This window comes from Microvirga sp. RSM25, assembly GCF_044784385.1.
In the GTDB taxonomy this organism is placed as follows: Bacteria; Pseudomonadota; Alphaproteobacteria; order Rhizobiales; family Beijerinckiaceae; genus Microvirga; species Microvirga tunisiensis.
Map to the genome: position 1 here is coordinate 5,222,501 of NZ_CP173039.1, position 13,719 is coordinate 5,236,219.

The window sequence follows — 13,719 nt, forward strand, 5'->3', positions numbered from 1 at the left end:
GCCCGCCATGTCCTCACCCGATGCCAATGTAATCATCGAGAACCGCAGTCTCGAGGAAAAATTCGATCCCGAGATGCGCTTCCGCCCCCTGCCTCCGACGACCGCCTGGCTCGTTGCGGGCCTGCTGCTGGCGCTCTCGTTCTTCCACTACTACACGGCAGGATTCGGATTGTTGCGGGAGGCTACCCATCGTGGCATCCACATGGCCTTCGTGCTGGGCCTGATCTTTCTCGTCTTCTCGGCCTTCAAGAGTGATCAGGAGCGGATCGCCCCATCGACCTGGTGGCGTCCGGGCAGCATTTCCGTGATCGACTGGGCTCTGGCCATCGCGGCCGCCGTCTCAAGCCTCTATGTGCCATGGATCTTCAGCGAGCTCGCCTTCCGGGTCGGCAATCCGTCGCCGACGGATGTGCTCATGGGGACGATCCTGATCGTGGTGCTGCTCGAGGCGACGCGCCGCTCCGTGGGCTGGCCGCTTCCGGTCATCGCCATCGGTGTGATGCTCTATGCCCATTTCGGGCCCTCCATGCCGGGCATTCTCCAGCATCCCGGCGCTTCCTGGTCGAACATCGTCAACCATCTCTACCTCACGAGCCAGGGCATCTATGGTATCGCTCTGGGAGTCGTCGCCACGTACGTCTTCCACTATGTGCTCTTCGGCGTGCTTGCGACCCGGGTCGGTCTCGGCAAACTCTTCATCGATCTCGCCACCTGCGTGGCGGGCCGCTATGCGGGCGGGCCGGCCAAGGTCTCGATCTTCGGCTCGGCCCTGTTCGGCATGATCTCGGGCTCCTCCATCGCCAATACGGTCACGGTCGGGTCCCTCACGATTCCGGCAATGATCCGCGTCGGCTATCAGCGCCATTTCGCGGCGGCGGTGGAGTCGGCGGCGTCGACCGGCGGGCAGATCACTCCGCCGATCATGGGCGCCGCCGCCTTCCTGATGGTCGAATTCCTGAACGTCCCCTATCAGACGGTGATCCTGGCGGCGATCGTTCCCGCATGCATGCATTTCTTCGGGGTGTTCATGCAGGTCCATCTCGAGGCCAGGCGCGCCGGGCTGAAGGGGCTGCCTGCCGAGGAGCTGCCCAAAGCCGCCAAGGTCATCCGCGAGGGATGGCAGACGATCATGCCGCTTGCCGTGCTGCTGATCGTGCTGTTCTCCGGCTTCACCCCTATCTCGCCGCCTTCTGGGGCATCACGGCCTGCCTTGTGGTGGGGGCCTCGCGCGTTCCCGCCATCACGCTCGGGTTCCTGGCCGCCATCGTGGCGGCGGTCGCCACGGGCATGCTCACGCATTTGGTCTTCGTCGCGCCGCTCCTCGGGCTGGTGCTGGCGCTTCTGATCACCACGTTCTTCAAGAGCGACGCCGGCAAGGCGCTCGTGCTCGACCTCGTCGATGCCTTCGTCGTCGGTGCCAAATACGCCATCGGCGTGGGGGCCGCCGCTGCAACGGTCGGCATCATCGTCGGCATCGTCACGCTCACCGGCGTCGGCTTCAAGATCTCCTTCATCGTCACGTCGTTTGCCGCTCAACTGGCGCAAAGCGTCATGGATCTCGTGCCGGCGGGCCTCTCCGACATGAAGGCCATGACGCTGTTCTTCACCCTGCTGATGACGGCCATCGTCTGCATCCTGCTGGGATGCGGTGTTCCGACGACGGCGAACTACATCATCATGGTCACCGTCGCCGCGCCGGCGCTCGGGCTTCTCGGCGTTCAGCCCCTCGTCGCGCATTTCTTCGTGTTCTATTACGGGGTGCTCGCCGACATCACGCCGCCCGTGGCATTGGCGGCCTATGCGGGGGCCAGCATGGCGGGGGCCGATCCGTTCAGGACAGGAAACACGGCCTTCCGGCTGGGCTTGGGCAAGGCGCTCGTGCCGTTCGTCTTCGTGTACGGTCCGGCCATGCTCATCGTCACGCCGGAATTCACCTGGCCGAGCTTCCTCTTCGTCACCACGGGAGCCGTCATCGGAATCATGTTCCTGTCGGCGGCCTTCGCCGGGTACGGGCTGACGCCGATGCGGGCCTGGGAGCGCTGGCTCATCGGGCTCGCCTCCCTGCCGATCATCGCACCCGATGTGGAGACCACTCTGATCGGATTGGTGATGGCAAGTCCCGTTGTCGTGTCGCAGCTTTTCAGGGCACGCTCCGCCATGGTGCCGAAGCCTGCCTGACGCTCGAGCATTGCTTCCAGTTGTGGAGGCCGGTTTCGGAGTCGGACCCGATGCTCACGTTCCTGAACAGCCCATCGTTCGGCTCCGCACGGTGCGCCGGCAGGACAACCTGAACCATTCTGCGGCCCTCCCGTTGTTCTTTGCTGGATTAAAGACAACGGGAGAGCCTTATGGTCGATTACAGGAAGCTTTTGGACGCATTCGTTGGAGCCATCGGCCGTCCTGATCATCGGAGCTCCGGCCAGTCCAGCCAGGGAGGTATGAGGCAGCAGGCCGAGAAGAGCGTGACACAGGTCACGGGCCAGTCGCCCGATCAGCTCCTGCAGAAAGCCAAGGATTTCGCCACCCAGCATCCGGGGCTGACCCAAACGGCCCTTGTCGGCCTGGCAGGCCTTCTGTTCAAAGGGCGCAAGAAGGGCAAGCTGACCGGCAATCTTGTCAAGCTCGGCGGTCTCGCCGTGATCGGTGGGCTGGCCTACAAGGCTTATCAGAATCAGCAAGCGGCCAAGGCGCCGGCCGGAGGCGGGACCAATGCGTCCGCCGTTCCGGCAACCGGCTCCGACGAGGCCGTCGCCCAATCGGCGCTGAGCCTGCCGGAAACGTCGCGCTTCCACCCGGTTTCTCAGACGGAGGACGATGCGCTCCTCTTCCTCCGCACCATGGTGGCGGCGGCCGCTGCCGACGGGCATATCGATCAAGCCGAGCGGGCGCGCATCGTCCGGGGCCTGACCGAGGCCGGCATCGATCCTGAAGCGAGCCGTTGGCTAGAAACTGAAATGGCCTCGCCCGCAGATGTCGAGGAGCTTGCCGCCAACGTCAACGATCCGGACAAGGCGGCACAGGTCTATGCGGCCGCCCGCATCGCCATCGATCCCGACACGATCCAGGAGCGCGAATTCCTGCATCAGCTGGCCGAGGCGCTGGACCTCGATCCGGCGCTGCGCTCGCAGATCGACGATACGGTCGGTGGCTTGAGCTAAAGCGCGGTCTTCATTCGGGCGTATCGTGCGGAACCGAAGGTCCGCGTCAGCGAAAAGTGGATTCGGTTTTCCGCTGCAAACGATGCACTAGAGTGGAGAAACCCGCCCCAGCGGCTTGATGCTCTGGTACTTGATGGTGGTCTGCGTGCCGCCCTTCTCCTCGTAACGCTTCGCCAGAACGAAGCCGAGCTCGGGCGAGTAGAGGTCCGTGTGTTCGGAAGTCATCTTGCCGTCCGCGTTGAGGAAGCGGTTGCGCACCACCAGGACGTTGTAGGAGCAGGAGCCGAGCTGGAGCTGCTCCTGACCGGTCACCGCCAGTTCCAGTGAGATCAGGGCGCCCACCTTGCCCGGCTGGGCCGGGGCATAGGTCAGGGCCCGGCGGGCCTTTGGTTCGAGTGGAAAGACGGTTCGCAGATCGGAGACGGGAATGTTGATGCTCCGGGCTGTGTCGTCGAAACGGCTGATCGGGAAGAAACCCCGATAATAGATCACGTCCTGTTTTTTCCCGCCGGGATACGAGTTCACCACATGGACGAAGTGATCCGAAGCGGGGCGGACCTCCGCAATCGTTCCTTGACGCTCCAGAACGAAACCCAGCTTCGCAGTCTGTACCGTTGGGCAATCGTCGCCGAAGGCAGGAGATGCAAGGAGAGCCGTTGCGGCGAAAGGAACAACGTGTCGAAACATGGCAGGGCCGCCCGGCGTTATCAGATGAAGAAGAGGCGTCGGGGCAAATCTCGGCGCTGAAATTGTATAACAGGTCATCGGCCGAAGTGGAAAGCGGATCTTGGATCGCTGCCGAACCCAGGCACCGTTTCCGCCCATCGAAAGGCAGCTACTTTAGTCAGGGGACGGTTGATCTTATCCCCTGTCCTGGATCAAATACCGCCACTGCGTTTACGGATGCCCGAAAGGATATGAAGAATGGCTGAGAGGCCTCACCGTCGCACTCCCGATCAGCTTCGCTCACGGCTCTGGTTCGACAACCCCGACAATCCCGGCATGACGGCGCTCTACCTGGAGCGCTACCTGAATTTCGGCCTGACGAGCAAGGAGCTGCAGGGCAAGAAGCCGATCATCGGCATTGCGCAGACGGGATCCGATCTGTCTCCCTGCAACCGGCATCACCTCGAGCTCGCCAAGCGCGTGCGTGACGGCATCACGGCCGCGGGCGGCGTACCGTTCGAGTTCCCGTGCCATCCGATTCAGGAGACGGGAAAGCGCCCCACCGCCTGCCTCGACCGCAATCTCGCTTATCTCTCCCTCGTCGAGGTTCTCTATGGCTATCCGCTCGACGGCGTCGTGCTGCTGACCGGCTGCGACAAGACCATGCCGGCCTGCATCATGGCGGCTGCTACCGTGAACATTCCGGCGATCTCGCTCAATGTCGGTCCCATGCTCAACGGCTGGCACCATGGCGAGCGCACGGGCTCGGGCACCGTCGTCTGGAAGGCGCGCGAGCGCCATGCTGCGGGCGATATCGATTACCAACAATTCATCGACATCGTCGGCTCGTCCGCACCGTCCGTCGGCCATTGCAACACCATGGGCACGGCCTCCACGATGAATGCGCTGGCGGAAGCGCTCGGCATGTCCCTGCCAGGCTCCGCAGCCGTGCCTGCGCCTTATCGCGAGCGCGGACAGATGGCCTATGAGACCGGCCTGCGCATCGTCGACATGGTGTGGGAGGATCTGAAGCCCTCCGACATCATGACCCGCGAGGCGTTCGAGAACGCCATCGTGGCCAATGCGGCGATCGGTGGCTCCACCAACGCGCCGATCCATATCAATGCGATCGCCAAGCATATCGGCGTGCCGCTCGATTGCGACGATTGGGAGCGTATCGGCTTCGAGATCCCGCTTCTCGTGAATGTGCAGCCGGCGGGCGAATATCTCGGCGAGGAGTATTTCCGCGCCGGCGGTCTGCCGGCCGTGCTGGCCGAGCTGATCGGCGCCGGAAAGATCCATGAGAATGCGCTGACCTGTACCGGCACCACCATCGGTGAGAACTGCAAGGGCAAGTTCACCTGGGATCGCGACGTGATCCGCTCCTACGACAATCCGCTGAAGGAGAAGGCGGGCTTCCTGAATCTCAAGGGAACGCTCTTCGATTCCGCGATCATGAAAACGAGCGTGATCAGTCCGGAATTCCAGGAGCGCTATCTCAACAATCCGGAGGATCCGAACGCGTTCGAGGGACGTGTCGTGGTGTTCGACGGACCGGAGGATTATCACCACCGCATCGATGATCCGTCGCTCAACATCGACGAGCACACGATCCTCATCATGCGCGGCGCTGGCCCGATCGGTTATCCCGGTGCCGCCGAGGTGGTGAACATGCAGCCGCCGGGTGCGCTCATCAAGCGGGGCGTTCTCTCGCTGCCGTGCATCGGAGACGGACGCCAGTCCGGCACGTCGGGCACGCCGTCGATCCTCAACGCTTCGCCGGAGGCGGCCGTGGGCGGCGGTCTGGCGCTGCTGCAGACGGGCGACCGCATCCGCGTCGATCTCAACAAGCGCAGCGCTGACATTCTTCTGGCGCCGGAAGAGCTTGAGAGGCGGCGCGCCGATCTCGAGGCCAAGGGCGGCTATGCCTACCCGGCGAGCCAGACGCCCTGGCAGGAGATCCAGCGCTCCATGGTGGATCAGCTCTCCGAGGGCATGACCCTGAAGCCGGCGGTGAAGTACCAGAAGGTCGCGCAGACTTTCGGCGTGCCGCGCGACAATCACTGATCTGCAAAAAGGGAACGGGGGCTGGCATGAACAGACTTCAAGGAAAGACAGCCCTCGTCACGGCGGCAGGGCAGGGGATCGGACGCGCCATCGCGGAGGCTTTCCTTCGCGAAGGCGCGAAGGTCTGGGCGACGGATCTCGATGTTGCGAAGCTGGAGGGTCTTGAGGGTGCCGAGAAGCGCAGGCTCGATGTTCTCTCAAGCGCGGATGTCGAGCAACTCGTCGCCGAGGCCGGATCCTTCGACGTTCTCGTCAATGCCGCGGGCTTCGTGCATCACGGCACGATTCTCGAATGCTCCGACAAGGACTGGGATTTCTCGTTCGACCTGAACGTGAGATCCATGCACCGAACCATCAAGGCCGCGCTGCCGGGCATGCTGGAGAAGGGCCGGGGCTCGATCGTCAACATCGCGTCCGGCGCCTCCTCCGTGCGCGGCATCCCGAACCGCTATGTCTATGGGACGTCCAAGGCGGCGGTGATTGGCCTGACCAAGGCGGTCGCGGCCGATTTCATCAAGCGTGGTGTCCGTGCCAACGCCATCTGCCCCGGCACGATCCAGTCGCCCTCGCTCGACGAGCGGATCGCGGCGCTTGCCGCGAGTTCCGGTCAGAGCCTGGAGACCGTGCGCCAAGCCTTCGTCGATCGCCAGCCGATGGGCCGGCTCGGCACGGCCGAGGAGGTGGCCGCGCTCGCCGTCTATCTCGCCTCCGACGAGGCAAGCTACACGACGGGCCATATCCACCTCGTCGATGGCGGGTTTGCGCTTTAAGCGATTGCCCTGGTGCCTGAGATCGGAAAGATAAGCCCGTGCGATGGGCGATCACCGCCCTGGTTTTTAAGGCTCATCGACCAAAGAAAAAAGGCAGGCTGTAAAGCCTGCCTTTTCAGTTTGCCGTGGTTTTGATGAAAAGCGGATTGTTCCTTGTTCCCTATCGGCTTTACCCCCGCGCGTCTCTGCTGTTGGCGCGCTCTGCTTTGGCAATCCATGCCGCCGCCCCACGGTGCCTCCAATCCATCCGCAATACCAAACTAAAGTCTCGGATGGAGCCGTTATACTGGCTGAGGCCATACAATACGATTCCACGAACAAAATAGAACTTCACCAAAAACGTCGTCAAAGAGGTTGCTCTTGGGTTGTAGCGAGATACCACGTGGACATTTTCACCGAGCATCAAGTCCATAAGACTGAGCATGACTGACTGTCTGGTACTTGTGGTTGTAGTAGCCATTTGACGCCTCAAGTGAAAGTAGTAACGCGGTCTTTGGGTGAAAAGTGTTTTTCTTCTGCTTTGACTTGTTGAAGTCGCCTTTAATTTCTCACAGGGATTACCTTGCGGAAATCGGAGGAGCGCAAGGCTTGTCGGAAAAACGCAGACATCGTACTTTTCCGAGACATCGAACACTTTGGGAAAAGCATCGATAGACCCAAACGGCCCCTGGGACGGCTGTCGAGACGGGCACGATCATGACGAATGCCTATCCGGAGATGGAGAAGACGCCTCCTAAAGAGGGTGATGGCTCCGGCGCAAAGCCTGCCGGTCACGCTGGATCCGTGGTCGACCTTGTGATCAGGTCGACTGAGCTCGATGAGATGGAGGATCTTACAAATTCGCTGATCTCATCCCACAGGTTGAGGCCTTTAACGAGCGATGGTGTCTTCGACAGTACCTTGCAGATTCACGGGGTGCAGGATTTTTGTGGGTTTACGATCTCCTATGGACGTTCAGTGGAGGGCCGTCTCGAAGATGTGTCACCCGATGAGCGGATGGCGTTTGTCATGGCACCCAAGGGAAGAGGCCAACTCACCCTGAACCGGCAGGAGTTCGGTATGTCCGGCGAGCGTGGCGTGGTGTTCCCCACCGGCCCTCTCAAAATACTGAACCACAGCGACGATTGCGAGATTTCCGTTCTCCTGATGAACCGGCACAAGGCCGCAGAGCAATGTGCGAGGCTGCTGGCTCGCGATCTCGACCAGGATCTCCAGTTCGACACCGGCTTCGATCTGAACAGCGCCAACGGACAAAGCTGGGTCCGGCTGTTCCAGTATGCCACCGCAGAGCTCGCCAACCCGCATTCCCTGTTCCGAACCATGGCCGCCGCCCGTCAGCAGCTGGAGCAGACGGTGCTGGCGGGCTTTCTGCTCAGTCAGACGCACACCTACTCGGACGCGCTGCTTCGACCGCAATCCGCTGCAGCGCCTTTCTACGTCAGGCGGGCCGAAGCCTTCATCGAGGCGCATTTTCCCGAGCCCCTGTCCCTGGCCGACATTGCCGCGCAGGCTGGCGTGAGCGCGCGAAGCCTGCAGAACGGTTTCCAGAACTTCCGCAACATGACGCCGATGGCCTTCCTTCGTTCGGTCCGGCTGCAGCGGGTGCATCGTGTGTTGCTGACAGCTGACCCGGGCACCGCGAGGGTGACCGAGATCGCGCTTGCCTGCGGGTTCAATCATATGGGCGAGTTCGCGTCGGCCTACCGGCGCACCTTCGGCGAGACACCCCGCGAGACTCTGGTGCGGGCACGAGCCCGCTAGAACGTCACAGAGAGTCCCGGGAGAGCAGGACTTCGGACATCGTGGTGCGCTTCTCCTTTCGCGACGATGAAGTTTCAGACATGGGCGTCGATAGCGCCGTACCACGACCTGCAACATATGGTTGCTGGAAGCGAAGCTCCTCAATCATCAGGCGTGCGTAACGCGGGTGTAGCGGAAGCCTCGGTGCTTCATGTCGATCATGGTCTGCCGCAGGATCCGCCTCTTTCCCTATCGCGCCGTGGAATCGCGAGCGTGGCGAGTGCCAACACACCCGTCAGCACCTGCTCGTCCCGAGCAATTCCCCCAGCATATTGATCATAACATGATTATATTGCATAAACCGGGAGCGTACAGAATGTCGAGATTCCGCGGGAATCGGTTCCAGAACGTTGAGATTCGGACGGCTATCACATGGAGCAGGGCAAAAAAATCTGCGGATTGAATGCGGTGCTTCAGCTCCGATTGCCGATCCCTGTTGCGCCTTCCGCAGGATCGTCGAACTTGTCTCAAGGCAGACCCTGTCCGGGGCGGTATAGCCATGGCAGGTGCCTTGAAGCGCAATCCACGGAGAGGCCTGTCACCGCCCGCGCAGGAGCAGACCCGTGACAGGAAGGAGCGCAGCGGGCCGGTCCTCGAGCATTCCTATCGTTCTTCGAAGATCGATGAGATCGAGCATGTGGTCAGCACGCAGATTACGCCCCACAAGCTCGTTCCCTTAAGCCGCGACAGATCTGTCGACAGCGCCTTCCATTTTCACGGAGCGAAAAACCTCGCGGTTTTCGACATTCGCTACGGCAGTCGGATCGCCGTCGAGTTCGAGCATTACGAAGCCGGCGACCTTCTGGGCTTCGTCATGGCGAACGAGGGAACGGGCAGAGTCCGGTTGGACCGCGAGGAGTTCGGAATCTCGCAGAGTGAAGGCGTGATGATCACTTCAGGACCCCGCGAAACTCTCCAATACGCAGAGGATTGTGAAACGCGCGTGCTGCTGATGAACCGCAGCAGAATTGCGGAATATTGTGCGAAGCTGCTCGGGCGGGAGGTCGGGAAACCAGTCGATTTCCAGGCGCATTTCTCCCTCGAGTCCGCGTCCGGACAGAGTTGGCTGCGCCTAACGCAATATGTCGCCTCCGAGTTGCAGGAGCCGCATTCGATGCTGAAGCTTCTGCCGGCAGCCCAGCAACAGCTCGAGCAGACCCTGATCACCTCGCTTCTCCTCGCCCATCGCCACACCTATTCCGATGCATTGCTGAAGCCCCAATCCCCTGCGGCGCCGTTTTACGTCAAACGGGCGGAAGCCTTCATCGAAGCCCATTTCAGCGAGCCGCTGTCCCTCGCCGACATCGCCGCGCAGGCCGGGGTGAGCGCCAGAAGCCTGCAGAACGGTTTTCAGAGTTTCCGCGGGATGACCCCTATGGCGTTTCTCCGGTTGGTGCGGTTGAGGCGGGCGCAAGAGGCTCTCCTCCGGGCGGATCCAGCCTGCACGACAGTGACGGAGATTGCGATCAGCTGTGGCTTCGGCCACATGGGCGAGTTCGCCAGCCTCTACAGGCGCACTTTTGGCGAGACGCCCAAGCAGGCCTTGGGAAAGACGGTTTATCGCTGAGGCTCTCCGTGATCCGGTTTGCGGCGAGAAATCCATCGCAGCCAGGACGCGTAAGAGTGTTCAGTCCGTGGAAGGTCGTGAATGTCGACTTAATCCCTACGGCTTCAACGATGTTCTGTTCGAAGGGCCCTTTTGCAAAGTCGTCAGGGTGTTCCAGACGCCTGGGCCACAACAAAGGCCGTTAACACTGACCATTTGGATGCATGGCATGTGCAAACAGGCCCACTGCGCAAGCAGCATGCACGCACGTTGCTGAAGACGCCATTCCGCTGTGGCAAGAGAAAAAGCCTATGACTTGTCAAGTTTACTTGGAAAATCTACCGTTTTGAAATTCTTCAGGAAGATACCCCAAGAATAGGCAACAGAGTATCCGAGCATGGTCGACGAAAGTTCTGTGGCCAAGCCTGCTGTCCAAAGCAATGGTGCTGTCGGCTTCTCGTTGCAATCGCCCCGTCTCGATGAGATCGAGGACCTCTGCAACAGATTCGTCACCCCTCACAGGCTCACCCGTGCATCCCGGATCCAGGAGGCGGACAGTAAGCTCAGCGTTCATGGCATAAAGGATCTGGGGATCTTCACCGTCGCCTATGGGGCAGAGCTGACGGCGCAAGTTTATCCGACTGATATGGACGACCGGTTGGCATTCGTCATCGCGGAGAGTGGCGCCGGGCATGCAAAGATGGAGGGGCAGGAATACGCTTTCACGGCCGAGCAGGCAGCCATCCTCCCTTCCGGCCCGGAACTGTTGATGCACTACCAGGACAATTGCGAAACGCTGACGATCTTGCTCAGCCGTGGCAAGCTCGCGGAGCAATGCGCAAAGCTGCTGGGTCACGAGATCGAACGGCCCCTTGAGTTCAACCGACAGACTCTCTTGCAGGGCGGCGCCGGACAAAGCTGGCGGCGCCTCGGGAGCTACGTCGCTGGTGAATTAAGCGATCCCTTCTCCATGACCCAGCAGGTATCGGCTGTTGCGCAGCAGCTCGAGCAGATGGTCAGCACGGCCTTCCTGCTCGGACACTCCCATACCTATTCGGACGCGCTGCTGCGGCCGCAATCCGCTGCCGTGCCCTTTTACGTCAAACGCGCCGAAGCCTTCATCAAGGCGCACTTTGCCGAGCCCCTGTCTCTGGCCGACATCGCGGCCCATGCCGGCGTGAGTGCCAGGAGCCTGCAGAACGGCTTCCAGAACTTCCGCAACACCACGCCAATGGGATTTCTGCGATCGCTGCGGTTGAAGCATGCCCATGAGATGCTGCTGCTGTCGGACCCGAGCACCGTCACAGTCACCGAGATCGCCTTGCGCTGCGGCTTCGGCCATCTGGGCGAGTTCGCCACCGTCTATCGACACACCTTCGGCGAAGCACCACGGCAGACTCTGGCGCGGGCGCGGGTCGGATGAGGCTCACGCCGTGCAGGTCTCTCCGATGGGTTTCGAGATCGGCTTATTTCGAACGCCAGGGCGTCTCCGCCACCGGCGTCAATGGACCCTTGCCGTCGAACCATGAGATCAGGTTGTCGGCCACCAGCTTGCCCATGGCGTTGCGGGTATGAACGGACGCGGAGGCGATATGCGGCAGAAGCACCACGTGCTCCAGATCGATCAGCTCCTGCGGAACGCGCGGCTCGTCCTCGTAGACATCGAGGCCCGCACTCAGGATCGTGCCCGACTTGAGCGCATGGATGAGCGCCTGTTCGTCCACGACGGTGCCGCGGGCGACGTTGATCAGGACGCCGGTCGGCCCTAGGGCCTTCAGCACTTCCGCATCGATGAGGTGCCTGGTCGACGCGCCGCCGGGCGTGATGACGATCAGCACGTCCGAGGCCTCTGCAAGATCGGTGACGGTCGGGTAATAGGAATAGGCCACATCGTCCTGCTGCGTGCGCCCGTGATAGGCGATGCTCACATCGAAGCCGGAAAGCCGCCTCGCGATGGCCTTGCCGATGCGTCCGAGGCCGACGATGCCGACCTTCCTTTCGCGTAGCGTCGCCGACAGGGGGAAGGACGCCTTCAGCCATTTCCCGTCGCGCAGGTAGCGATCGGCCTGCGGAATCTTTCTCAGCGTTGCGAGAAGCAACCCGAGGGTAAGGTCGGCCACCTCGTCGTCGAGGACGCCGGGCGTGTTGGTGACGACGATGTTGCGCTTGGCGGCTTCCGCCGCATCCACATTGTCATAGCCGACACCGAAGCTCGAAACGATCTCAACATTGGGCAGGCGATCGAGGAGGCTAGCGTCCACGCGGCCGAAGAGCGTGCTGGTCGCCACGCCGCGGATGCGGGGGCCGACCTCCTTCAGAAAGGCCTCCTTGTCCGTCTGCTCCCACAGGCGGTGGAGCGTGACGGCCTCATCGAGCGTTTCGATTACGATCGGCATCATCGGCGCTGTCATCAGGATGTCGGTTCGGCTCATGGCGTTTCCTATTGTGATGTCGGGTTAAAGAGCACAGCGTGCGACGCCGCCCCGTCGAAAGGCTTCGTCGGTGATCTTGGCCTGCTCCTGGAGCGCGGTCTTCACGTCCTGCGGCAGGTCGAGCCAATGGCAACTGCGTAAAGCGGCTTCCAGGGCGTAAAGCGCGTTGAGGCTCACCTGCCGGGGCAGCATGAATTTCAGCCGGCGGTAGGCCTCGACCGATCCCATGGACCGAAGATCGCCGACGGTGCGGATCCCGGCGTCTGCCAGCCTGCTCTGCGTGACGGGACCGATCCCGGGCAGGGTGTCGATGGCGGCATCATTCACGAGGACGACTCCGGCTTTCGATGCTTCACACGCTCACGGTAGAGCAAATAGAGCCCCGATGCGATGACGATGCCAGCCCCGACGAAGGTCCAAGAATCCGGCCAGTCGCCGAAGAGGACATAGCCCAACACCAGCATCCAGACGATCTGACTGTAGATGAAGGGCGCCAGGATCGCCGCCGGAGCCCGGGCATGGGCGAGGACCAGAAGCCAGTGGCCGAAGGCTCCGTAGAAGCCCGTCGTCGCGAGAAGGAACCAGACGAGAGGCGAGGAGGGTGTAGACCACACCCAGGGGAGGACAGGGGTGACGAAGACGATGCCGGCGACACTCGAATAGAGGGTCGTGGTCGCAATGGAATCGCTCGAGGCCAGCATGCGCGTCACGATGTTGTAGAAGGCGTAGGATACGGAACCCGCCAGCGACAGCAGGGCGGCAGGATGCATGGTGCCCAGGCCTGGCCGTGTGATCACGAGAATGCCGATGAAGCCAACGCCGATGGCGGCCATGCGCTGCCAGCCGATGCGTTCTCCCAGAAGGGGACCTGCAAGCAGTGCCACCAGCAGCGGCGTCGCGAAGATGATCGATTGCGTCTCGACCAGCTGCAGGTATTTCAGGGCGAAGAAATTGCAGAGGGTCGAGGCGAAGAGCAGGAACGAGCGGAGGAGCTGCAGCGGGAGCCGGCGCGTCCTGAGGGCTCCCGGCTGGGTCCGGGGATTGATGACGAGAAAGGTGAGAAACGCTGCCGAGATGTAGCGGGCCCAGACGGTGACCATGGGATCGACGGAGCGGTTCACCCATTTGGCCGTGGCATCGAGGCACGAAAAGCAGAACAGCGCCGCACACATGAGGGCAATGCCCACCATCCGGTTCTGGCGCTGCGCGACGGTCTTGGGCGAAGAAATGGGGATGCTATCGGCCATGCAGGGAATGCTAGCCGCTTCGCCGTCCCGATG

General features: G+C 61.8%; 10 protein-coding genes and 1 pseudogene. 7 read left to right on the forward strand and 4 right to left on the reverse strand.

Annotation, left to right across the window (positions count from 1 at the left end; genetic code table 11):
* Nucleotides 1-7: 7 nt before the first annotated feature.
* Nucleotides 8-2,178, forward strand: a pseudogene (locus ACD578_RS24885) (TRAP transporter permease).
* A gap of 284 nt (nt 2,179-2,462) precedes the next feature.
* Nucleotides 2,463-3,158, forward strand: a complete 696-nt coding sequence (locus tag ACD578_RS24890; protein ID WP_404289429.1) for a tellurite resistance TerB family protein — start codon at nt 2,463-2,465, stop codon at nt 3,156-3,158.
* 87 nt (nt 3,159-3,245) lie between these two features.
* On the opposite strand, the gene ACD578_RS24895 is transcribed toward ACD578_RS24890, so the two are convergent.
* The gene (locus tag ACD578_RS24895; RefSeq protein ID WP_404289431.1) at nt 3,246-3,845 is read right to left on the reverse strand and encodes a hypothetical protein; all 600 of its coding nucleotides are present in this window, start codon (nt 3,843-3,845) and stop codon (nt 3,246-3,248) included.
* Nucleotides 3,846-4,082: 237 nt separating this feature from the next.
* On the opposite strand from ACD578_RS24895, the gene ACD578_RS24900 reads away from it, so the two are divergent.
* The 5 genes from ACD578_RS24900 to ACD578_RS24920 all read left to right on the forward strand — a co-directional run bounded on the left by ACD578_RS24900 (nt 4,083) and on the right by ACD578_RS24920 (nt 11,430).
* Entirely contained in the window at nt 4,083-5,891 is a 1,809-nt protein-coding gene (locus tag ACD578_RS24900; protein WP_404289433.1) for an IlvD/Edd family dehydratase, read from the forward strand.
* Nucleotides 5,892-5,917: 26 nt separating this feature from the next.
* Nucleotides 5,918-6,661, forward strand: coding sequence for an SDR family oxidoreductase (locus ACD578_RS24905; RefSeq protein ID WP_404289435.1), 744 nt, complete (start codon nt 5,918-5,920; stop codon nt 6,659-6,661).
* 822 nt (nt 6,662-7,483) lie between these two features.
* Nucleotides 7,484-8,422 (forward strand): AraC family transcriptional regulator, encoded by a 939-nt coding sequence (locus tag ACD578_RS24910; RefSeq protein WP_404294034.1) that lies wholly within the window; start codon nt 7,484-7,486, stop codon nt 8,420-8,422.
* A 538-nt stretch (nt 8,423-8,960) separates the two neighbouring features.
* Nucleotides 8,961-10,028, forward strand: coding sequence for an AraC family transcriptional regulator (locus ACD578_RS24915; RefSeq protein ID WP_404289437.1), 1,068 nt, complete (start codon nt 8,961-8,963; stop codon nt 10,026-10,028).
* A 376-nt stretch (nt 10,029-10,404) separates the two neighbouring features.
* Nucleotides 10,405-11,430, forward strand: coding sequence for an AraC family transcriptional regulator (locus tag ACD578_RS24920; protein ID WP_404289439.1), 1,026 nt, complete (start codon nt 10,405-10,407; stop codon nt 11,428-11,430).
* Between the two features lie 43 nt (nt 11,431-11,473).
* Here ACD578_RS24920 and ACD578_RS24925 read toward each other — a convergent pair whose 3' ends face one another.
* Genes ACD578_RS24925 through ACD578_RS24935 form a run of 3 tightly spaced genes read right to left on the reverse strand, consistent with a single transcriptional unit; the run spans nt 11,474 to nt 13,686 of the window.
* On the reverse strand, nt 11,474-12,439 hold the full coding sequence (locus ACD578_RS24925; protein ID WP_404289441.1) for a 2-hydroxyacid dehydrogenase: 966 nt from the start codon (nt 12,437-12,439) through the stop codon (nt 11,474-11,476).
* 24 nt (nt 12,440-12,463) lie between these two features.
* A complete protein-coding gene (locus tag ACD578_RS24930) occupies nt 12,464-12,766 on the reverse strand; it encodes a TfoX/Sxy family protein (RefSeq protein WP_404289443.1) in 303 nt (100 codons plus the stop codon).
* Nucleotides 12,763-13,686: a DMT family transporter gene (locus ACD578_RS24935; RefSeq protein ID WP_404289445.1), complete on the reverse strand. Its 924-nt coding sequence runs from the start codon at nt 13,684-13,686 to the stop codon at nt 12,763-12,765. Before ACD578_RS24935 ends, ACD578_RS24930 begins: the two co-directional genes overlap by 4 nt.
* Nucleotides 13,687-13,719 lie beyond the last annotated feature (33 nt).